Consider the following 19,937-nt stretch of genomic DNA (forward strand, 5'->3'; position numbering starts at 1 on the left):
GCAGCTTGACATTCTGGCATGTGGTATGCCAAAAACTTTCCAGTTAATATTCCTGTAAAAGACGACTCCCCACTGGAGGAGATTCGTCGTGTCACTACGGAAACCAACCAAGGCGTTGCCGAACATGGCCGAGGCAGACATCGCAATCGTTCGTATTGCCCCGGAGAGCAGCTTCAAGAACAAGGCGTATGACGCCTTGAAGGAAGCCATCCTCAAGATGGACATCTACTCGACGCCCGAGCCGGTGATGCTCGACGAGCGCGCATTGTCTGAGAGGCTTGGCGTCAGCCGCACGCCGATCCGCGAGGCCATCGCGATGCTGGAGCAGGACGGTTTCGTGAAGACCGTGCCCCGCCGCGGCATCATGGTGGTGCGCAGGACCAAGAGCGAGATCGTCGACATGATCCGCGCCTGGGCGGCGCTGGAGAGCATGGCCGCCCGCCTCATCACCACCACCGCGCGCAAGAAGGACATCACGGCGCTGCGCGACTATTTCAAGGATTTCGGCAAGGACCGACTGCCCGAGGATCACGTCGAGGAATATTCGCGCGCCAACATCGCCTTCCACCAGGCGCTGATCTCGCTGTCGGAATCGCCGGTGCTGGTCGATCTCACCAACGACCTGCTCTTGCACGTGCGCGGCTATCGCCAGCTGACCATCGGACGCAAGGACCGCACCGCGACGTCACTGCCCGAGCATCTCGGCATCATCGAGGCGCTGGAAGCGCGCGACACCGAGCTTGCCGAGAAGCGCGCCCGCGATCACACCCTCGGCCTTGCCGCTTACGTCGAAGCGCACGGCCAAGAACTGTTTACGTAACTGTTCACTTAAGCAACGTTCACCAGAAGGGCGAACAACTCGCCCCAACGACCTTGAGACCAGGGAGACAAGGCCCATGCTGAATACCGCGACCAAGTCCGAAGCACCGGGCACCGAGCAGGAACTGACGGATGGCTTCCATCTCGTCATCGACGCGCTCAAGCTGAACGGCATCAACACCATCTATAATGTGCCGGGCATCCCGATCACGGATTTGGGCCGCATGGCGCAGGCCGCGGGTATTCGCGTGATCTCGTTCCGTCACGAGCAGAACGCCGGCTACGCCGCCGGCATCGCCGGCTATCTCACCAAGAAGCCCGGCGTCTGCCTCACGGTGTCGGCGCCCGGCTTCCTCAATGGTCTCACCGCCCTCGCCCACGCCACCACCAATTGCTATCCGATGATCCTGGTCTCCGGCTCTTCCGAGCGCGAGATCGTCGACCTCCAGCAGGGCGACTACGAGGAGATGGACCAGCTTGCGATCGCAAAGCCGCTGTGCAAGGCGGCCTATCGCGTACTGCACGCCCAGGACATCGGCATCGGCTTCGCCCGCGCCATCCGCGCTGCGGTCTCAGGCCGTCCGGGCGGCGTCTATCTCGACCTGCCGGCAAAACTGTTCGGCCAAGTCATGAACGCCGAGGCCGGCCAGAAGTCGCTGGTCAAGGTGATAGACGCGGCGCCCGCGCAGATCCCCTCGCCCGCATCCGTGAAGCGCGCACTCGACGTGCTCAAGAGCGCCAAGCGCCCCCTCATCATCCTCGGCAAGGGCGCGGCCTACGCGCAGGCCGATGAGGAGATCAAGAGCTTCGTCGAGAAGAGCGGCGTTCCGTTCCTGCCCATGAGCATGGCCAAGGGCCTGCTGCCCGACACCCATCCGCAATGCGCCGGCGCCGCCCGCTCGACGGTGCTGAAGGACTCCGATGTCGTCATGCTGATCGGCGCGCGGCTGAACTGGCTGCTGTCGCACGGCAAGGGCAAGAGCTGGGGCGAGGCGCCGAAGAAGTTCATCCAGGTCGACATCGAGCCGAAGGAGATGGATTCCAACGTCGAGATCGTCGCGCCCGTCGTCGGCGACGTAGGCTCGGTGGTCTCCGCCTTCAACCAGGCGATGGGATCATCCTGGACCGCCCCGCCGGCCGAATGGACCAACGCCGTTTCGACCAAGCGCGAAGAGAACGTCGCCAAGATGGCGCCGAAGCTCATGAACAACAAATCGCCGATGGATTATCACGGCGCGCTCGGTGTGCTGAAGAACGTCATCAAGGACTATCCCGAGGCGATCCTCGTCAACGAAGGCGCCAACACACTCGACCTCGCCCGCGGCGTCATCGACATGTACAAGCCCCGCAAGCGTCTCGACGTCGGCACCTGGGGCGTGATGGGCATCGGCATGGGCCAGGCGATCGCGGCTACGCTCGAGACCGGCCACCCCGTGCTGGCGGTGGAAGGCGACTCGGCGTTCGGCTTCTCCGGCATGGAGGTCGAGACCATCTGCCGCTACAACCTTCCGATCTGCGTCGTCATCTTCAACAATGACGGCATCTATCGCGGCACCGACGTCAACGGCGCCAACTCCGATCCGGCGACGACCGTGTTCGTCAAGGGCGCGCGCTACGACAAGATGATGGAAGCCTTTGGCGGCGTCGGCGTGAACGCGACCTCGCCCGACGAGCTCAAGCGCGCCGTCAACGACGCCATGAAGTCCGGCAAGCCGACGCTCATCAACGCGGTAATCGATCCGGCCGCCGGCTCGGAGAGCGGCCGCATCGGCAACCTCAATCCACAGAGCGTTCTGCAGAAGAAGAAGTAAGTCCACCCCTCAACCCTTATTCCCTGCCGGGTGCAGGGGCAGACAGAGTACGGAGCAATACGATGACCAAAGCGCTCGAGGGCGTTCGCATTCTCGACTTCACCCACGTCCAGTCAGGACCGACCTGCACGCAGCTGCTGGCCTGGTTCGGCGCCGACGTGATCAAGGTGGAACGCCCGGGCGTGGGTGACATCACCCGCGGCCAGCTGCAGGACATCCCGAACGTGGACAGCCTGTATTTCACCATGCTCAACCACAACAAGCGCTCGATCACGCTCGACACCAAAAACCCCAAGGGCAAGGAAGTCCTCACCGAGTTGATCAAGAAGTGCGACGTGCTGGTGGAGAATTTCGGCCCCGGCGTGCTCGACCGCATGGGCTTTCCTTGGGAGAAGATCCAGGCGATCAACCCGAAGATGATCGTCGCCTCGATCAAGGGTTTTGGCCCCGGACCGTATGAAGACTGCAAGGTCTATGAGAACGTCGCCCAGTGCACCGGCGGCGCCGCCTCCACCACCGGCTTCCGCGACGGCGTCCCGCTCGTCACCGGCGCGCAGATCGGCGATAGCGGCACCGGCCTGCACCTCGCGCTCGGCATCGTCACCGCGCTCTACCAGCGCACCCACAGCGGCAAGGGCCAGCGCGTCACTGCCGCGATGCAGGACGGCGTGCTCAACCTCTGCCGCGTCAAGCTGCGCGACCAGCAGCGCCTCGCCCACGGCCCGCTGAAGGAATACAGCCAGTTCGGCGAAGGCGTGCCGTTCGGCGACGCCGTGCCGCGCGCCGGCAACGATTCCGGCGGCGGCCAGCCCGGCCGCATCCTGAAGTGCAAGGGCTGGGAGACCGATCCCAACGCCTACATCTACTTCATCACCCAGGCCCCGGTCTGGGAGAAGATCTGCGATGTGATCGGCGAGCCCAGCTGGAAGACCGATCCGAACTACGCCAAGCCGGCCGCGCGCCTGCCGCGCCTGAATGAGATCTTCGCCCGCATCGAGCAGTGGACGATGACGAAGACAAAGTTCGAGGCGATGGAGATCCTCAACAAGGATGACATCCCCTGCGGCCCGATCCTGTCGATGAAGGAGATCGCGGAAGACCAGTCGCTGCGCGCCACCGGCACGGTGGTCGAGGTCGACCACCCCACCCGCGGCAAGTACGTCTCGGTCGGCAACCCGATCAAGCTGTCGGATAGCCCGGCAGACGTGACGCGATCGCCGCTGCTCGGCGAGCACACCGACGAGATCCTGCGCTCGGTGCTCGGCTTCAGCGATCACCAGGTCGCCGAGATCCACAAGTCCGGCGCGCTCGACCCGCCGCAGAAGCAGGCCGCGGAGTAAGCGGACCACATTTCACGAGACCAAAGGGGCCGTCCGAAGGGGCGGCCCCTTTTGCTTGTGAAGGCGTGCAATCGCAGGCTCAAAATCAAAACTGGAAAACAACCCCATGCACAGTAGCCATCCCGTTGGCACGCAACGATATTTCTGATTCGACGAAAAACTTCTGACCCGTCGGGCAAAACAGGGGTATTATGCCATCGTGGCTATCATGCCGGGAGCGCACATCAGGCGCTGGCTGCTGCACATCGGAGCGGATCCCGACCACACGCTGTTCGCGGAAGGGGCTGCAGAGATCTGGAGTCCAAGGGCGCTTATCGGACGTCAGCCCGGGGGACGTCAGCATGGGCCACAACTGGACGGATCGCGGCGCGATCCAACGTGCCCGCCCAGCCGGAGCCAGTCGGTGCTAGCGAAGACCGGGAAGATCACCCTTCAGCCGCGCTTGCCGACCGTCGCAGACCCGGCGGTAACCTCGTCCTTGTGCGCGGCAAACGCAGCCAGCACCTCGGCTTTCTCGCGCTTAGGGACCTTGGCAAAGTCGAGGCTCCGCCCGAGTTCCGCCGCGACCTCATCGAACTCTGCCGGAGATATTCTGAGATTGCGGTGCGCTTCCTCAAGTCCGAGCGGCGTCGCGCCAGGCTTGGTGGCCGCGAACTTAAGGGGCCCGCCCGAAACGTCGCAGACCCACAGCGTCCGCATGAACTTGAGGCCCGGCAACCTTGTCAGGTTCTTGGTGTGCCATTCTCGTAGTTGCGGATTCTTGGACTTCTGGCCCACGACGGGATTCTTCACGACAGCGTCGCTGAAGTGATCCACCACGGCCGCAATAGCAAAAACGCCGCCCAGCCGCTCATACAGACTTTTCTCAGGCGAGGTTTGCTGGGCCTGCGCGTATGCCTTACTCGCTCCCTGCAATGCAGTCGTCGGGGCGGCGGTCAGCGCCATTCCTGCGACCATGCTTCGTCGTGTGATGGAAGTCGGAATAAATTGTACCATGGTCACCTCCTCTGGTGAGGCAACAGGATAATCCGTTGGGAGCATGCCGCCGGTCAGAATTCGTCACTTTCTTCCGGCATTAAATTTTAGGTCGATGGATTAAGATGGAAGCGTCGGGGTTACACGCTAAGAACGATTCACCGCACATTGGCTTGTGTGGCCGCTCGGGACGTCTGCGATGGGCCACAAACGGAAGTCGGCTCTCTATTCGATAACTTCATCGGCGCGGGCTAGGAGGCTTTCGGGTAATTCCAAGCCGAGCACCCTCGCGGTCTTGCGGTTGATGATGAATTCGAATTCGGTCGGAGCTTGCACTGGCAGGTCTGCCGGATTGGCGCCGCGCAAAATTCGATCAACGTAGGATGCCGCGCCTGCATATATTTTATTGAGGTTTACTCCATACGAAACAAGACCCCCTACATCGCAGAATAGTCGTAGGAAGTAGATCGCGGGCAACCTGCACTTAGCAACAAGCGCGGTCATTTCCTTCCGTCGTGCGGCAGTCAGTGCGTCAGGTAGAAAAACAAGACCAGCGTTCCGCGTGTCTTGGAGAGATACGATTAGCCGTTCGATGCTGGAGCTATCGCCGTGGGGCGTCTCCACCGAAACCACTCCGGAGGTTTGCGCGGCGGCCTTTATCGAAGCGAGAAACGCAGCAGAGTTATTCCCTGGTTCCGGGTTGTAGATCGCGCCGATCCGCTCAATCTGCGGCGCGATTTCCTTCAGCAGGGAGACCCACTTACCCCCGAGAGATGGTACAAAGGCAGTGAAGCCGGTAACATTACGACCGGGCCGCGCGAAAGTCTCGACATAGCGCATTCCAATCGGATCGCTGACCATCGCGAATACGGTCGGGATGTTAGACCCCTCAGCTTGCAGTGACGCCATCGACGGGTTGGTAACCGCGAACAAGACATCAGGCTTCAACGAGATCAATTCGCGCGCGCACTTGCGGCTCTCCTCAGTATCGCCATCGCTTATGCAATAGTCTATGAGCAGGTTCTGACCCAACAGCCATCCTTTCTCCTTCAATACTCTTTCGAGAATTGGCCTGCTTAGAGGGCTAGCTAGGAGCGCACCCACGCGGCGGACTTGGGCCTGAGCCCCCGCAGTATATGGGAGGATTGCTACGGCACCGCTGAAGGCTATGAATTCCCGCCGTCGCATGCGTCGCTCCCTCTAGGGATCACGCCTGTGGGAAGATCAGCTTAGCACTTTTTTCGTGAGACCGGGTGCAATGACTGCTTCGGGTCAAAAGCTGCTGTCGAACACGAAGCCGCAATAGGTCTGCCAAGGGCCAGAAGCGGAAGAAGTACAGCCGAACTAATCAGGTATTCCCCAGGTGGCACGCACAAATAAACGGGCCGGCGGCAGCACGGAGGCGAGGTCAACTGGGGCGCGGTCCGGCTTAATTGCAATCAGATCGTAGCTCGCACCATGGTCGCTCGTCGTGTCCCTTAGCATTACACCGTCCGCGGTGTCTCGCGTCAGGGTCGCCGGTGCGGGATCAACGATGACGGCGGCGCGAATGCGCGCGTCCTGTATCGGCTCGGGCGGCGTCTCGCCGTTGTGAAGCTGTGCGCACATGCCGGTCGTCTCCTTGCAGAGGCTGGCGACCCTGGCGAAATCCGGCTCGATCCCCATCAGAACGAGGCCGGTCGCCCCGCCGGGCGAGAAACCGACGAGGCCGACCCTTGCAGGATCGATCAAGGCCCTGTCCTTCGCATTGACTGGTGCCGGCCTGCGCGCACGCCTCGTCCTTCGAGACGGCGCTCACGCGCCTCCTCAGGATGAGGTTCATCGGCGTCCGTGCTCGTTGGCTATCTCGACCGGCTCACTGCGCCGACACCGTGGTCGACGAAGATGATGCCGCATCATCTCGGCATGGTGCGCAGCCAGTGCCGGATCGCCGCGAGCTTTGGCGGCGGCATCGCAGGCTCGCGAGGCGCAAGGACGTCAGCGACGAGCCAATACGCGACTTTCACTGGCCTTCACTCCTCTCAGGGGAGCTGATGCATTCCCTTCAGGCTGACGTTCACTGCTCTCCGGCTCCCCGGCGCTCCCCCTCGGTGACGTCCCGTTTCGAATTTCGGAAATGATCTATGCCATAGGCGATCATCACTCCGACAAGCCACCCGATAAAGATGCCCAGGTTGGTCCAGTGGCCGAACAGCTTCTCCTCAATCCAGCCGACCCCCCAGACTGAGATGGGCCCTAAGGTCACCTTCAATAGAGTAGTACTCGTTTTTTCCTTAGAGCACTTCTCGCCTCCCTTGCAGCGCTCAGTGCTAAGCATATTGACGCCGACGGACCAACTCCGAGCGAAACCGATCTTCTAGCGTCGCCCGGCAACTGCGCCCTCGGCTTTCGCGCTCCCTAAGCAGCGCAGATCAATTTCAGATCAGCTTCGAACCTGATGCTGCGCTTGCCGGCTAGCGCCGTGCCCTCGAGGAAACCGCCCTGCGCATCGCACGTCCCGGAAAAACCAATTCCAATCTCGTGTCCGCCGAATACCGGGTCTTCCCCTCGCGCTGGCGTATGCTCTTGATTGACCATCTGCCCTCTCCATCGACCGTTGGAGGAGGAATATGACCCCAGATAGTAGAAGAAGGCATCGCCACCCAAGATGCGGCCGTTGTTCAATAGCATCACCCCAGTCAGGCCGCCGGGCACGCCGTCCAGGATTTTCAGATGGATGGAGTACAATCCGTTGGAAATGCCACCTTCACCAATCATCCCGGGCGCCGGAAGGTCGCTTTCATCCAGCGGGGTCATGATGGATCGAAAGACGGCACCGGGCACCTGCGGGGAGCTGCCCTCGAAGTGAAAGGCCTTACCAACCGCCCTTCCGACGACGGAAATTGACGAGACGTCGGAACCGAGCAAAGACTGATGATCGGCGCCAAAATTGTGTCGTCGGCTGGTCACATCGACACGGATTGAGTCCCCCTCGACATGGTAATTCCCTATATGAGCAAACCCTGAATTGCCGCCCAGCAACTTGCCCCGGCGCACGTACGTGACGCTCCGGCCAACCATTTGATTGATCGAGAATTCACTTTTGAAGAGGCCGTCGAAAGTGCTTGATAACTCGTTCATCCGGCACCACCGATTGACTCGGACTCCTCTTTTGCTCAGCGGCTAGTCTCGGAAGACCGAGAGTACCGTTCGATTATTTCGACATCGGAGTCGATGACGCCCTCGCGATAGCCGAACAAGTTGACGTCCGAGTTCGGGGCAGAGCAGACTTACTCTGCGCTGCCCATGGTTCGCTACTGGCCGCGCCTGCGTTACCACCACTAAGCACCACAAAATCCATTCAGTCAAAACCGATAGTTGATGCCGCCCTTGGCCGTATGAAGCTGAACCTCGGTGTCCGTGAAGGACGCGCCGGGGAATGCAAGCGCATTGCCGTTCGACTTTCCGAGATTGATGTAGATGTACTCGGCCTTGAATGTCCAGCGCGGGTCGAAAGCCCATTCCAGGCCGCCACCCGCGGAGAAACCCACCTGGACCTCCGACGAGGATGCGCTTCGCGTCAGGGCCGGGAAGAAGCCGTTGAAGTTGGCAATATTCGGCGTGGCGAGATTGGAGGTGAAGATGCTGTTCTTGACGTGACCCCAGGCGAAGCCACCGGTACCGTAGATCAGCAGGTTGTTCGCGGCATAGCCGATGCGTCCGCGAACCGTGCCGAAGACATCGATTTCCTGCTTGAGATTGAACACGCCGGTGAAGGCGCCATTGTCGCCGCCGATCGTTCCGGTGACGCTGAAGGGGCGGCTCGCCGTCTCCTTAATGGCTGCGCCGCTGACATCCGCTTCCAGACCGTACACGAACGTGCCGGACTGCCAGTTATAGCCGATTTGGCCGCCGCCGAATCCGCCCTTGGGGCTCACATCCAGGGTGAACGGCCCAGTCCCGCCCGTGACGACATAGCCGGGCACCGTCCCGGTTGCGAGCGCGCCGGGATCGAAGGTCGCGGTCGGATCGCTCCAGCCATAACCGCCATGCACGCCGGCGTAAAAACCGGTCCAGCTGAATGCGACCGGCGCGGGCGGCGCCTTGGTGTAGGCCCTGGCAAGATCGGCCGCGAAGGCGGCGTGGGAGAGACAGAGAGCCGAGAGCAGGAGAGTACCAGAGACAATGGATTTCATGACTTCCCTCAAATTGCGCCGAGAGGCGGCGCACCCATGGAACGATTCAGTAGCGGCTTTTCGCCTATTTCACAGAGGTGATCGCAACCACCATCTGCATGCGCGTTTGCCACCGTGCACCTAGTCGCAATAGCAGAAGCCATAGACGGCACCGATCTTCGCAATGTGAATATCCGCACTGGTCTTTCGCGACGAGGTGTCTGCGTTCGACCTGAAAATGGTCGTGGTGCCCAGGGTCTGCGTGCTCGAGCTGGTCCGTGTCTCGTTGCGGTCGATGTCGAAGTGCATGTAGCGATATTCGCCGCGCAATGACCATCGCTGCGTCAGCTTGAACTCGCCGCCCGCGCCGGCCGTATAACCCGCCACCCACTTGCCGTTGGGCCCTTCGAAATTGCCGGGATCGGGAAAAGTGAAATGGCCCAGCGCCAGGCCGCCGAGACCGTAAAGCATCAAGTTCGGGGTCACGAGATAGCCGGCCCGGCCGATCACGCCGACGTTCGAGCGCAATTGCTCGCTGGCCTGCATCGCCACCTGATTGACACCTGTCGTCACGACACCGTTGGAAACTTGCCGGGTATTCCTCGTTTGCTCGCCGACCGTCTTGAACGCGACATCGGAGAACAGCGTGCCTTCGATCTGACCGCCGGCCACGACATTGCCGGCTCGCCAATTGTAGCCTGCGAACAGGTCGACCATCGAGCCCATCGTGTCGCCGACGGCATTGCCGCGGGTCGTCGTGCTGACGACGCCATTCGTCGTTAGCACGGCGCCATTGAAATTCTGCTGCGCGGAGTCGGCCGTCGCGGCGAGGTTCTGTCGGGCGCGGCCTGCGCCGGCAGCGAAATAGGCGCCGAGATAGGGGCCCGCCCAGTGGTCGCTGGGCGCGCCAGGCATCGCGGCCATGGCCGAACGCGGTCCGCCTTCACCGAACCGGTAGACCATGCCGATCTTCCCGGTGTGGAAATCGGCATTGATCTGACGATGGGTGCTGTCGGTGGACACAGAGGTCCTGGAGGATCCGGTCGATTGCGAGTTCGATGCGAATTTGCTGGATTCGTCGCGGTCGAAGCCGTAATGCGCATAGCGATACTCGCCACGCAGCGACCAATTGCCTGTCAGCTTCACTTCGCCGCCGGCGCCCAATGTGTAGCCGGCCACCCACTTGCCGCTGGAATCGCCGCGGCTGAAGTCCCCGTCTGCGTTAGTGAAATGCCCCAGCGCCAGACCCCCGAGGCCGTAGAGCAGCACGTTCGGTGTCAACAGATAACCGGCCCGGCCGATCACGCCGACATTCGAACGCAGCTGCTGCTGAGCCTGGCTCGCAGCGGTTTGCGAGCCCGAGAACCGCGAGGTGACAGCTCCGTTCGAGGTGTCGACTGAGGTGAATGTCTGAGGACCGATGGTGTTGAACGTAACGTCGGAGAACACCGAGCCTTCGATCTGCCCGCCGGCCACGACATTGCCGGCGCGCCAATTGTAGCCCGCGAAAAGATCGACCATCGAGCCCGTCACGTCCCCGACGGGACGGCCGCGCGCCGATTCAGTGCTGGTGGAGGTCGTGGTCCCGACGCTGGTGGTCGTGCTCGTCCTGCTGTTGTTCGTTGCGATGGTTTCCGCCGCACGTCCGGCACCGGCACCAAAATAGGCACCGATATAGGGTCCCGCCCAGCCGTCGCTCCAGGCCGGGCCCGGCGGTGCCGCCATCGCCGACCGCGCGCCTGACGCGCCGAATTGGTAAACCAGTCCAACCTTGCCGACGTGGAAATCGGCATCGATATGCCGCCGGTGGACGGTGCTGTTGGTGGACGTGTTGGTGCCGCCGCCCGATACGGACGTCGACGAGTTGCCTGACGGCTCGTTACGGTCATATCCGAAATGCATGTAGCGGTATTCGCCGCGCAGCGACCAGCTGTCCGTCAGCTTGACCTCGCCGCCCGCGCCCGCGACATAACCGGCCACCCATTTGCCGTTCTTGTCGCTGACCTGCGCTTCCGGGTCGGGATAATTGTCGGGATAGGTCAGGTGCCCCAGCGCCAGGCCTCCGAGGCCGTACAGCAGCACATTCGGCGTCACCAGATAACCGGCCCGGCCGATCACGCCGACGTTCGAGCGCAATTGCTGCCGGTCCTCGATGCTGTTCGTCCCCGATTCTGTCGAGGTGACGACGCCGTTGTCGCTCGACACCGAGCTGTATGCCTCGTTGCCGACCATCCTTGTGGTGACGTCGCTGAACAGAGGGCCTTCGATCTGCCCGCCGACCACGACATTGCCGGTTCGCCAATTGTAGCCCGCGAACAGATCGGCCATCGAACCGGTCATGTCGCCGGCGAGATTGCCGAATCCTGATCGCGTGAACGCCGACGACCCGCCGAGACTGCTGGCATTGCCTTCGTCGTCGATTCTCGTGGAGGTCTGCCTTGCCCGCCCGGCGCCGGCGCCGACGTAAGCACCGATATAGGGGCCGGCCCAGCTGTCACCCCAGGCGCCTGCGAATGAAGACCCGCGTGCTGCCGAAGGTATCGCCGCCATTGCGGACAGCGGCCCGGAATCACCGAATTGGTAGACCAGACCGATCTTGGCCAGGTGGAAATCAGCATTTATGCGTGACGAAAAGGATTGACTGCTAGTCGAGACGGACGTGGTTGCGCCCGTCGCCGAGCTGGCCGTTGAGCTGGCGGCTGCGCTCCGGTTGAAGCCAAAGTTCAGATACCGATACTCGCCGCGCAGCGACCAATTGCCGGTCAGCTTCAGCTCGCCGCCGGCGCCGACCGTGTAGCCGGCAACCCATTTGTTGTTGTCACCGCCGAAAGGATCGGCGCCGTCGGCAAAGGTAAAGTGACCGAGCTCGAGGCCGCCGAGGCCATACAGCAGCAGATCCGGACGCGCGAGAAAACCGACCCGGCCGATCAGCCCGACCCGCGAGCGCAGCTGCTGGTTGCTCTGCACGATCGCCGTGCGGGTACCCGTCGAGGTCACCGCCCCGAGCAGCACGTTGGTGCTGACGCTGTTGAGCGTCTCGTTGCCGAACGGCTTCAACGCGACATCGGAAAAGACCGTGCCTTCGACCTGCCCGCCCGCCACGATACTCCCGGCCTGCCAATTATACCCCGCGAACAGATCGACCATCGAACCGGTCACATCGCCCGCAAGATTGCTCGCGGTCGTTCCGACCAAGGTCGAGCTCGACGTCACAACACCGGCGTTTGTCGAGACAGAACTGTTACCGAAACGGCCCGTCGAGGATTCCGTCACACGTCCGGCACCCGCGCCGAAATAGGCGCCGATATAAGGCCCCGCCCAGCTATCCACCCAAGCGGGTCGGGGTGGCGCCTTCACAGAGAGGTCGGCGGCCAGAGCTCCTGCAGAAACCATGATCGAGGCGCCAGCCAATGAAGCGCCCGTCAGTGATGTCAGCTTTTTCACTCCACCCCCCAATTCCAATTCCAAAGCAGGCGCTCCAAAACCACAGGAACGCGCCCCGTCAAAAGGCGTAGCGCACCACGCCCTTGCCGCCGTCGTTTGATGGCTAAGTTACTGACACGTCATGGCCATCGGCTTCTTGTCCTGGCCTGCACCCGAGTTGAACGATTCCGCATCGTCTGCCCTTTTCGGAATCCATGTTGCTCGGTGGATACATTCGCCCGTTCAAAGCATGACGAAGTTTGACAGCGACGCGCTCGACTTAGACTGGCGCGCGCAGCCAATTGGTTCTCGCACAGAATGCGGCGCTTTACCGCACACGTAGCGCTTGCGCCGCGATAAACTCTGCGGCGGTATCAAGTTACACCTGAACTTTACCGTGCAACGATGTCCAAGGTCGTATTCGCTTCGGATCAGCTTCCCGCGCATCTTGACGAAGGTGCGCGCCAGCGGCTGTGGCTCGACCTGTTCACCGACCATTTGTGCGCGGCGGACATTTCGTTCTTTCCCGATGCGCCGTTTTACTCGCGGTCGGAATTCCTGAAACTCGGCGATATCGCGGTCACCCAGCTTGAGGCTAATATTCAGACGGCAGTTCGTACCCAGCGTCACGTCGAAGCCGATACCCGCGGCGACTACATCATCGGCACCACGTTCAACGGTGTGAGTACGCTAATCAGGCAGGAAGGCCGCGAAGCCATTCGCGGCGCGGGGGAGGCGATGCTCTATACCAACGCCGCGCCGATCGCGTCGCAACTTGATGGGCCGATCGCCTTTCGCGGCATCACGGTGCCGCGCGCGCTGCTGGCCGAGCGGCTGCCGAATTTCGACGACCTTGCCTTGACGCCGTTGGCTGCATCGCCGGCCTTGCGTCACCTGGAGCGCTATCTCGCCATCGTCATCGACTCCGACATCGATGCCGACCTCGTGCTGAAGGAGAACATCGGCACGCATCTCATCGATCTGGTCGCGCTGGCCCTCGGCGCCCGCGGCGATTCAGCCGAGCTTGCGACGCGGCGCGGGTTGCGTGCCGCGCGGCTGCAGGACGTGATCGCAGATATCAGGAGGCGTTTCGCTGATCCGTCGTTTTCGCCGAGCGAACTTGCACGCAAGTTAGGGCTTTCGCCGCGTTACGTCCAGGAACTGCTGCAGGAGACCGGATCGAGCTTTACCGAACGTGTCACCGAGCTGCGGTTGCAGAAGGCACGGAAGATGCTGCTCGATTCCCGCTACAACCGATCGAAGATCAGCGATATCGCCTATGCCTGCGGCTTCAACGAGGTGTCCTACTTCAACCGCTGTTTCCGCCGCCGCTTCGGAACTTCGCCGAGGCATTATCGCCGCGATGTCGGCGAGCCGATGTGATCGGACGCGCAGTCCCGCGATCCGCTGGCTCGCGTCCACCACGCACCATGATCGCCTCCGATCGCGTCGTGGCTGCGGCTTGCCAGGCGGAGACACCTTGCCGCCGCTGTTGGTGTTGAGGCAAAGTGTCCGCAAGAAAGTCAGGGCTATCGCATATGACTAGTGGCGGCCTGCGCGCACTCCGCCCTCATCCTGAGAGCCCGCCTAAGCGGGCGTCTCGAAGGATGGCCGCAAGGAGAAGCTTTCAAATGCGATAGCCCCGCGCAAGGCAGGGAGGTCAGCATGTCACTGCTCGGCAAGGCCGCCGTCGCGATGTGGTGGAGCGTCCGCCCGGAGCAGCGCAGCGAGTTCGGCGACTGGCATTCGCACGAGCACTTTCCCGAGCGGCTGAGCATTCCCGGCTTCCGGCGCGGGTCACGGTGGACCAGCACGACGGACGCCGAGGGCTTCTTCGTGCTCTACGAGCTCGAGCACTACGACGTCCTTACGTCGAAGGGATATCTCGACCGGCTCAATGCGCCGACACCGTGGTCGACAAAGATGATGCCACATCATCTCGGCATGGTGCGCAGCCAGTGCCGGATCGCCGCGAGCTTTGGCGGCGGCATCGCAGGCGCGCTCGCCACCATCAGGCTGTCGCCGCTCTCTGGACGTTCCGCCGAGCTGCAGGCGCGCCTTCTCGATACGCTCGGTGCCCTTGCCTCGAAGCCGGGACTGACGGGCGCCCACCTCCTCCTGACCGATACGCCCAAGACGAGTTCGCCCACCACTGAACAGCAAATCCGCGGCAATGACGGTGCCGCCGATTGGATCATTCTGGTGTCAGGTTACGATATCGATGCGGTTGACGCTGTCATCGCCGGACAGCTCTCGCCGCCATCGCTTCAAAGAGCGGGCGCGCAGGATGGTCCGACGCCAGGTCGTTACAGATTGGCGTTCACAATGACACCGAATGACGTTGGGGCCTAGGCCGAGCCGATCAAAGAGCGCGCCGCTGCTCCGCAAAGAACTTCCTTGCCGCGGCTTGAAGTTTGCGCCCATCGTTTGGTCGTAGACCGACAATGAGCGCCTCCTGAACTCATTTGGGCGTCGAGCTCTTCTTGGAGGATTGTCCGCCAGGGGTGCTGCTGCCCGAGCCGTCCGTGGTGCCGGTCGACGAGGTCCCGGTCGTCATGCCGCCTTTGGTTTTGTCATTGTTCTTCGTGGTGTCGCTTGTTCCGCCCACCCCGGATTGCGCGCCTCCCTGTTGCTGACTGGGTTGCGCCATTGCGGTGGATCCCATCATCGAGGCGATCACTGCGCCCAGCATGAGCTTCTTGATCATCTGACCTGTCTCCTGTTCTGACTGCCAACAACAAGCCGATACGCTCCGTGTTCCTCACGTGCGCGGTTAAACCAGGAGAGAGCTTCTGCGCTCTGCGGTCCCTGCGCAGGCAGGGTTCTCGCATATGAGGGTTCGCGGTCCCGGCACCCGCGACAAAAAATCCGCAAAGTCCTGTCGGATCAGCGACGTCCCGGTCGTCCTCGTGACATGAATGGGCCATAGAGGCCAGCTCGGGCCCATCAACACTGAGGATAACAACCATGCCCAATACCGTCCGCCTGCACCGCGTTCTCGCCACCAGCCCGGAGAAAGTCTATCGCGCCTTCCTGGAAGCCGACGCGATGGCGAAATGGCTTCCGCCGAACGGCTTTACCTGCACCGTGCAACATTTCGAGCCCAAGGTCGGCGGCACGTTCAAGATGTCGTTCCGGAACTTCACGACGGGCAACAGCCATTCGTTCGGCGGCGAATATCTCGAGCTCGTGCCGGGCGAACGTCTCCGCTACACCGACAGATTCGACGACCCCAACCTGCCCGGCGAAATCCAGGTGACCGTGATCCTGAAGAAAGTCTCGGTCGGCACCGAGATCGACATCACGCAGGCCGGTATCCCCGACGTCATTCCACCGGAGGCGTGCTATCTCGGCTGGCAGGAATCGCTGCGTAATCTGGCCAGGCTCGTCGAGCCGGAGATCAATGAATAGCGGTCAGTATGGTAGGGTGGGCCAAGCGACTTGTCCGCCGTAGCTCGACGAGCGAAGGCGGAAGCGTGCCCACCACCAACGGTCTCTCAACCTCGCAAAGATGGTGGGCACGGCGCGCGAAGAGCGCGCCTTTGCCCACCCAACGGCACTTGCCAGATGGCGCGCACGGCGGAGCGCGCCTTTGCCCACGCGGCGGCACTGGTGTGCAGTCTTGATATGCATCAAGCCGTCAAGACGGCGAAGCGGCTAGGAGCAGACGTCTTCCCTGCGCGCGTCGGAGGCGAAATGATGCGATCTGCTGTCGAATGGTTGATCATTGCCGGTCTTGCCGCCGGTTTCGCCACCGCCGCCAAGGGCGAAGACGTCGATATCGGCAAGGCGGAATTTCAGTCTTCGTGCGCGAGCTGTCATGGCACTGACGCGAGGGGCAACGGACCCGTCGGCAGCCAGCTCAAGACCCGGCCTTCCGACTTGACCGTGCTGACCAAGAACAACAACGGGGTGTTTCCCACCAACGCCGTCTACGAAACCCTGTATGGGTCGAAATCGGTCCCGGCGCACGGCACCCGTGAAATGCCGATCTGGGGCGAGCGGTTCAACCCCATCGTCAACCTGCCTCACGCCGTGGATTCCTATTACTGGCAAAAGGCAGGGCCGCAGCAGAACCCGGAGGTCGTCGTGCGGACTCGGATTCTCGCCGTGATCGACTACCTGAACCGAATTCAGCAGAAATAGCGATCGAACAGCGTCGCCGCACAGACGCCGAACGCCGCCTGCTATGCCTTCGCGGCAGGTGCACCGCCTGCCGTCCAGCGCTCGGGATCCGGACTGTGCCCGATCAGCGCCAGGCCATAGGCGATCGACTCGAACTGGTCGCCGGACATCAGGCGCTCGTTGCCGAAGCGGTCGGCGAACAATTTTCGGACCGCAGGCACAAACGAGGTGCCGCCGGTCAGAAACACCTTCTCCACCTCGCGCGAGGCGATGCGGGCCTCGGCCAGCACCTTGTCGACGGTGGCACCTAACCGGGCGATGTCGTCGGCAATCCAGGCTTCGAATTTCTTCCGCGTGATGGCCGCGCCGATGTCGACGCCGCCGCCCCTAAAGCGGAAGTCCACCTCGTCCTGCGCCGAGAGCGCCACCTTGGCGTCGGACACCGCGCGGTAAAGCGCAAAGCCGAGGTCGAGATCGACGATAGTGATGAAGTCCTCGAGCAGCTCGGGCTTCAGCGCGGTGCGCGCGAGCTCGCGGAGCTCGCGCAGATCGCCGTTGCTCTTCATCATCGCGAGCTGATGCCAGCGCGCCAGGTTCGTGTAGTGCCCGGTCGGGACCGGCAGCACCTTGTCGAACGAGCGGAAGCTGGAGCCCTTGCCGAGCCGCGGCGACACGATGTGGTCGACGATGCGATAGTCGAAGGTGTCGCCGGCAACGCCGATGCCGGCATGGCCGAGCGGCTCGGCGCGAAGAACGCCGCCCGTACGCGAGAAACGCATCACGGAAAAGTCGCTGGTGCCGCCGCCGAAATCGGCCACCAGCACGGTGGCATCGCGCTCCAGCCTGCGGGCAAACGAGAATGCCGCGCCCACGGGCTCGTAGACATAGCGCGCGTGGCCGGCGCCCAAGCGCTCGAACGCGGCGCGGTAGCGCTGCATCGCCAGCGCCTCGTCGGGATTGCCGCCGGCAAAGCGCACAGGGCGACCGACCGTGATGTTCGCCGCCTCGAAGCCGAACTTGTCCCCGCCATGGCGCGCCAGCGTGCGCAGGAACGCCGCCAGGATGTCCTCGAATTTGTAGCGCTGCCGGAAGACTTGCGTGGTGTTGAAGCTCGAGCTCGCTGCGAAGGTCTTGAACGATTGCAGGAAACGGTAGACGTGGCGTCCTTCGAGAAACTGCTCGATCGCCCATGGCCCGCCCTCCGCCTGGGCACCGGCGCCCGGCCGGTCCTCCCAGAAGCACAGCGCCGACACGTAGACGCTGTGACGCTGCCCGCCATGGTCGAAGCGAATGGCTTCGACCCGTCGGTCGTCCGCCGCCAGCGCAACGACCGTGTTGCTGGTGCCAAAATCGATGCCGATCGAGACGGCGGGCGAGGCGCTCGACATGAACCACTCTGAATGATGCTTGGAAAGGGGGCAGAGCACTAACGGCTTTACCGTCCCCTTGCAAGACCTGGTCCGAGATGGTCGAGCGCGGACCTCACGTCGCGTGGCTGGCAGGCACGTCGATCAGTTGGACTGATCGCCTCGACGCCAGGCCGGAAACGGATCGGCGAGAGCGGACCATGCGGCGATGTCCATGGTGGACGTATCAGGGACAAGGCATGCGTCCAGCCTGCCACGGATCTCGGCCTCGTCCATGCCGGTGCCGATGAACACGATCTCCTGGCGACGATCGCCGTACAGCTTGTCCCAATACTGGCCGAGCCGCTTGCGCCAGGCCTCATCGTTCGGCCACCGCTCCTTTGGAACGCTCGCCCACCAGAACCCCAGCGCTTCGGTCCTCACGATCGCTCCCGCCTGGCTGATCTCGCCGAGCCATTGCGGCCTCGTCGCCAGCCAGAAATGACCCTTCGCCCGGATCACGCCTGGCCAGGATGCCTTGACGAACTTGTCGAACTTCGCCGGATCGAACGGGCGGCGGGCGCGGTAGACGAAGTTCTTCACGCCATATTCCTGCGTTTCAGGCATGTGGTGGGCGAAACCATAGAGCTCCTTGTACCAGAGCGGATGCTGCTGGGCCTTCTCGAAGTCGAACCGGCCGGTGTTGAGCACGCGGTCGAACGGCACGCGGCTGTGATTGGCTTCGATGATGTCGGCTTCGGGATTCAACGAGCGGATGATCTGCCGTGCCGCCTCGCGCTGTTGCGGCGAGGCATCGTCCACCTTGTTGAGGACGATCACGTCGGCGAACTCGATCTGCTCCACGAGGAGATCGACCAGCGTCCGCTTGTCGCCGTCCAGCGCCTCGCCGCGCTCGCCGAGGAACTCGGTCGAGGAATAGTCCTTCAGCAGGTTGGCGGCGTCGACCACCGTCACCATCGTGTCCAGGTGGGCGATATCGGAGAGGCTTTCGCCCTCTTCCGAGCGGAAATCGAACGTCGCTGCGACCGGGAGCGGCTCCGAAATGCCCGTCGATTCGATCAGCAGATAATCGAAGCGCCCGCTTTCGGCGAGCGCACGTACTTCCCTCAGGAGATCGTCGCGCAGGGTGCAGCAGATGCAACCGTTGGTCATCTCCACCAGTTTCTCATCAGTCCGCGAGAGGTTGGCACCACCATCGCGGACCAGGTCCGCATCGATGTTCACCTCGCTCATGTCGTTCACGATTACCGCCACTTTCAAGCCGTGCCGATTGTTCAGGACGTGATTCAGCAAAGTGGTCTTTCCAGCCCCGAGGAAGCCGGACAAGACGGTGACGGGGAGTTTGGGCATGGAGATCGAACAGCCTCTTGAGGGGGATGGGCCGAGGACAACGAGACACGGCATCTCACTATGTAATGTTATAACATTACATTCTCTTTTCGACCTGACCCTGTCAAGGCGCTCGGCCCGCCCAGGGTTCGCCGCCTATGCCGCAATGCGGAAGAAAGAATGCTGCTATGCAAACAAGAACATGGACGCTGGCATCTGGCATACATAGATTGTTCCGAGAAATGAGACAGCAAGACTGACTGTTCTCAAGAAAGGGATTTCCGATGTCCAAGACCGCTTCCGTCGCTCTTGCGCCCTCCTCCTCGCTGTTCGCCCGCCTGATGGCCGCGATCGACGGCTTGCTGCTGGCGAGCGCCGAAATCTCCAATCGCAACGGGGACTTGCCGCGTTTCGGCCTGTAAGAAGGCCTTCGCTCCCGCACCGAACGGGCGACGGCACAGAAGCCAAAAACACGTTGTTTGACCAAATGGCCCCGCTTGTCGGGGCCATTTCTGTTTGGCAGCGCCCTCCCTCGCAGGCGAGCGGAACTGCGACGATTAGTCCGCCGAGGCCAACCGACGATTCCGGTTGTTT

The 19,937-nt window shown here is 62.2% G+C and carries 17 protein-coding genes; 8 read left to right on the forward strand and 9 right to left on the reverse strand.

The window, feature by feature from the left end; translation table 11 throughout:
* Nucleotides 1–124 precede the first annotated feature (124 nt).
* The 3 genes from ACTEK7_RS08380 to frc all read left to right on the forward strand — a co-directional run bounded on the left by ACTEK7_RS08380 (nt 125) and on the right by frc (nt 3,970).
* A complete protein-coding gene (locus ACTEK7_RS08380) occupies nt 125–820 on the forward strand; it encodes a GntR family transcriptional regulator (protein WP_157282741.1) in 696 nt (231 codons plus the stop codon).
* Nucleotides 821–896: 76 nt separating this feature from the next.
* Nucleotides 897–2,630 carry an oxalyl-CoA decarboxylase gene (oxc, locus tag ACTEK7_RS08385; protein ID WP_225145968.1) on the forward strand — a complete coding sequence of 578 codons (1,734 nt, stop codon included), beginning with the start codon at nt 897–899 and terminating at the stop codon, nt 2,628–2,630.
* Between the two features lie 62 nt (nt 2,631–2,692).
* On the forward strand, nt 2,693–3,970 hold the full coding sequence (gene frc / locus ACTEK7_RS08390; protein ID WP_225144004.1) for a formyl-CoA transferase: 1,278 nt from the start codon (nt 2,693–2,695) through the stop codon (nt 3,968–3,970).
* A 432-nt stretch (nt 3,971–4,402) separates the two neighbouring features.
* Here frc and ACTEK7_RS08395 read toward each other — a convergent pair whose 3' ends face one another.
* The 6 genes from ACTEK7_RS08395 to ACTEK7_RS08420 all read right to left on the reverse strand — a co-directional run bounded on the left by ACTEK7_RS08395 (nt 4,403) and on the right by ACTEK7_RS08420 (nt 12,543).
* Complete coding sequence (locus ACTEK7_RS08395; protein ID WP_036023379.1) at nt 4,403–4,966, reverse strand: group I truncated hemoglobin; 564 nt, start codon at nt 4,964–4,966, stop codon at nt 4,403–4,405.
* 204 nt (nt 4,967–5,170) lie between these two features.
* Nucleotides 5,171–5,998 (reverse strand): ABC transporter substrate-binding protein, encoded by an 828-nt coding sequence (locus ACTEK7_RS08400; protein ID WP_249786321.1) that lies wholly within the window; start codon nt 5,996–5,998, stop codon nt 5,171–5,173.
* Nucleotides 5,999–6,289: 291 nt separating this feature from the next.
* Nucleotides 6,290–6,676 (reverse strand): alpha/beta hydrolase, encoded by a 387-nt coding sequence (locus ACTEK7_RS08405; RefSeq protein WP_225145969.1) that lies wholly within the window; start codon nt 6,674–6,676, stop codon nt 6,290–6,292.
* A 666-nt stretch (nt 6,677–7,342) separates the two neighbouring features.
* The gene (locus ACTEK7_RS08410; protein ID WP_225145970.1) at nt 7,343–8,065 is read right to left on the reverse strand and encodes a GrlR family regulatory protein; all 723 of its coding nucleotides are present in this window, start codon (nt 8,063–8,065) and stop codon (nt 7,343–7,345) included.
* A 224-nt stretch (nt 8,066–8,289) separates the two neighbouring features.
* The gene (locus ACTEK7_RS08415; protein ID WP_225145971.1) at nt 8,290–9,120 is read right to left on the reverse strand and encodes an outer membrane protein; all 831 of its coding nucleotides are present in this window, start codon (nt 9,118–9,120) and stop codon (nt 8,290–8,292) included.
* Nucleotides 9,121–9,240: 120 nt separating this feature from the next.
* Nucleotides 9,241–12,543 carry an outer membrane protein gene (locus tag ACTEK7_RS08420; protein WP_225145972.1) on the reverse strand — a complete coding sequence of 1,101 codons (3,303 nt, stop codon included), beginning with the start codon at nt 12,541–12,543 and terminating at the stop codon, nt 9,241–9,243.
* 384 nt (nt 12,544–12,927) lie between these two features.
* Here ACTEK7_RS08420 and ACTEK7_RS08425 point away from each other — a divergent pair, with 384 nt between their 5' ends.
* Nucleotides 12,928–13,905, forward strand: coding sequence for an AraC family transcriptional regulator (locus tag ACTEK7_RS08425; protein ID WP_225145973.1), 978 nt, complete (start codon nt 12,928–12,930; stop codon nt 13,903–13,905).
* Nucleotides 13,906–14,187: 282 nt separating this feature from the next.
* Complete coding sequence (locus ACTEK7_RS08430; RefSeq protein WP_225145974.1) at nt 14,188–14,874, forward strand: hypothetical protein; 687 nt, start codon at nt 14,188–14,190, stop codon at nt 14,872–14,874.
* A gap of 109 nt (nt 14,875–14,983) precedes the next feature.
* Here ACTEK7_RS08430 and ACTEK7_RS08435 read toward each other — a convergent pair whose 3' ends face one another.
* The gene (locus ACTEK7_RS08435) at nt 14,984–15,229 is read right to left on the reverse strand and encodes a hypothetical protein (RefSeq protein ID WP_036005707.1); all 246 of its coding nucleotides are present in this window, start codon (nt 15,227–15,229) and stop codon (nt 14,984–14,986) included.
* A 260-nt stretch (nt 15,230–15,489) separates the two neighbouring features.
* Between ACTEK7_RS08435 and ACTEK7_RS08440 the strand changes: the two genes are divergently transcribed.
* Complete coding sequence (locus ACTEK7_RS08440; protein ID WP_225111767.1) at nt 15,490–15,933, forward strand: SRPBCC family protein; 444 nt, start codon at nt 15,490–15,492, stop codon at nt 15,931–15,933.
* Nucleotides 15,934–16,089: 156 nt separating this feature from the next.
* Nucleotides 16,090–16,668 carry a c-type cytochrome gene (locus ACTEK7_RS08445; protein ID WP_225111766.1) on the forward strand — a complete coding sequence of 193 codons (579 nt, stop codon included), beginning with the start codon at nt 16,090–16,092 and terminating at the stop codon, nt 16,666–16,668.
* 41 nt (nt 16,669–16,709) lie between these two features.
* Here the strand turns inward: ACTEK7_RS08445 and ACTEK7_RS08450 are convergent, their stop codons facing one another.
* Entirely contained in the window at nt 16,710–18,035 is a 1,326-nt protein-coding gene (locus ACTEK7_RS08450; protein ID WP_225111765.1) for an Hsp70 family protein, read from the reverse strand.
* Nucleotides 18,036–18,158: 123 nt separating this feature from the next.
* Nucleotides 18,159–19,364, reverse strand: a complete 1,206-nt coding sequence (gene zigA / locus ACTEK7_RS08455) for a zinc metallochaperone GTPase ZigA (RefSeq protein WP_225145975.1) — start codon at nt 19,362–19,364, stop codon at nt 18,159–18,161.
* 263 nt (nt 19,365–19,627) lie between these two features.
* Here zigA and ACTEK7_RS08460 point away from each other — a divergent pair, with 263 nt between their 5' ends.
* The gene (locus ACTEK7_RS08460; protein ID WP_167361641.1) at nt 19,628–19,765 is read left to right on the forward strand and encodes a hypothetical protein; all 138 of its coding nucleotides are present in this window, start codon (nt 19,628–19,630) and stop codon (nt 19,763–19,765) included.
* Nucleotides 19,766–19,937: the final 172 nt, after the last annotated feature.

The organism is Bradyrhizobium sp. JHI2711 (genome assembly GCF_056156565.1).